This is a genomic window from Microbacterium sp. BF1 (assembly GCF_019279095.1).
GTDB classification, from domain to species: Bacteria; Actinomycetota; Actinomycetes; order Actinomycetales; family Microbacteriaceae; genus Microbacterium; species Microbacterium maritypicum.
Map to the genome: position 1 here is coordinate 1 of NZ_JAGYWT010000442.1, position 2,040 is coordinate 2,040.

Genomic DNA, 2,040 nt, shown 5'->3' on the forward strand with positions numbered 1-2,040 from the left:
CGTCGCCTGGGCGCGCACGGAACCATCATCAGCGCCCAGGTTGGGGATCGGACGAAGGAGTTCGTAAAAGAGACAGCCGCAGCCGGCGGGACGGTCGTCTCGGACCCCTCCACCTGGCTAACGCGGATGTCGAACGCGAGCGAGAAGTTGAAGTTCCACGGGTCGAGCTGCGGGAACTCCCCGATGTTGCCGCAGTAGTGCGAGTGGGCGGCGGTGTACAGCACGCCGCCGGTCGGGTACACCGAGTAGGTGTCGCCGTGGCAGTCCTCCATCCACACCATCGAGCCGTCGCTCCAGTTGGCGCGGAACGAGCCCTCGAAGTCGTCCTCGGTCTTCGAGCCGCCGAAGTCATAGCCGCTGCCGTAGACGCTGTCGCCGTCGGAGGCGAGCGAGTAGATGGACGCGCCGGTGCCGCCGTTGCGGATCACGCTGTTGATCGCCCACGGGAGGCTCGCGCCGGTGGTGGCGTCGAGGGCGGCCATGCCGCGCCCGGGGTTCGTCGAGCCGTTGGTCGAGGTGAACGACCCGGCGATGACGACCTTGGACTTGTCGGGCGAGACGACCACCGAGCGGACGCCGTAGCCTCCGGCGAGCACGGGGTTGAAGTCGAGCACCGCGCCGGTGGAGGCGCTCAGCGCGGCCACTCCGGTGCGGGCGGTGTTGTTGACGTTCGAGAACTCGCCGGTGACGTACACGGTCGTGTCGGTGGCGACGATGCCCTGAACGATCGTGTTGGTCCCGGGGGTCCAGTTGGCGATGAGCTGTCCGGTGTCCGTGTTGAACGCCGCGAGCCGGTAGCGGTTCTGACCGTCGACAGCGGTGAATCCGCCGCCGATGTATACCGCTGGGCCGAAGGCTTCGGGGTCCGCACGGCCGATGCGATCATCGCGGACGCCCCCGGGATCGCCGACTACTACCGGCATCAGTTCGACGTGTCCAGCGAGCTGATCCGCTACGGGGCACCGCTTCTGGACGACGCCGCGACCGACGGCATCAGCGCCCTCGGTCTCGAACCGGGCGGATACCACCTCGTCGTCGCCCGCTTCGAGCCCGAGAACCACGTCCGCGAGATCGTCGAGGGGTACGCCGCATCGACCGCGGCCAAGCCCCTCGTGGTCGTCGGATCCGCCCCCTACGCGGCCGATTACACCGCCGCGATCGATGCACTCGCCGCGGCGGACGAGCGCATCCGCCTCCTCGGCGCGGTGTACGACCAGGACCTTCTCGACGCGCTGTACCACCACGCCTTCACCTACCTGCACGGCCACTCCGTCGGCGGGACGAACCCTTCGCTCCTGCGAGCGATGGGCGCGGGCACCGCGGTCATCGCGCACGACGTCGTCTTCAACCGGGAGGTGCTCGACGGCCAGGGCTGGTACTTCGGCGACCCGACCGCGGTGGCGACGGCGCTTGAGGCCGCCGAAGCCGATCCCGCTGCCGCGGACTCGGGTGCACGCAGCCTGCGAGCCCGAGCCGCGGAGGACTTCTCCTGGGATGCGGTCGCCGACGCGTACGAGCAGCTGGCCCTGCGCCTCGCGCGCGGGGAGTCCATCCATCCCACCGCCCGCTGCGCTCGACGGCGCGAGCAGGAGTGGCCCGGCTAGCCCTGCTCGACCACCGGAGCAGGGTCCTCCGAGCGCTCGGGCGCCAGCAGGCGCTCCCGATGCCGGTGGATGTAGATCGCGTACGGGATCACCTGGCACACGACCAGGGCGAACGCGACACCCAGCAGGGGGCCCACGATGCCCAGCACGGGCGTCAGGACGAGCGACAGGACGATGCTGACCGCGGCCATCGCGAGCGTCGGGATCACCTGGAAGCGGATGCCCGGCTTGTCCATGATGAACATTCCCAGGGGATACACCGCCGCGGTGAGCATGATCATGCAGCCGAAGGCGAGGATCGTGGAGGTGCGGACCTCGAGTTCGCCGCGCGTGATGAACTCGAAGAGCCACGGACCGATGAGCCACACGAACGCGGTCGCCGCGGCGACCGCTCCGCCGAACAGCAGCGAGAGCAGCGCGGGTCCCCGCCGGAGCT

The 2,040-nt window shown here is 69.5% G+C and carries 1 protein-coding gene and 2 pseudogenes; 1 reads left to right on the forward strand and 2 read right to left on the reverse strand.

Annotated features, from left to right (window positions below; genetic code table 11):
* The coding region (locus tag KZA10_RS13380; protein ID WP_256934833.1) for a YncE family protein at positions 1-923 on the reverse strand (923 nt) is incomplete at its 3' end.
* Between KZA10_RS13380 and KZA10_RS13385 the strand changes: the two are divergent.
* Positions 840-1,604, forward strand: a pseudogene (locus KZA10_RS13385) (glycosyltransferase); the annotation flags it as partial. The gene KZA10_RS13380 and the pseudogene KZA10_RS13385 overlap by 84 nt on opposite strands.
* Here the strand turns inward: KZA10_RS13385 and KZA10_RS13390 are convergent.
* Positions 1,601-2,040, reverse strand: a pseudogene (locus KZA10_RS13390) (hypothetical protein); the annotation flags it as partial. The pseudogenes KZA10_RS13385 and KZA10_RS13390 overlap by 4 nt on opposite strands.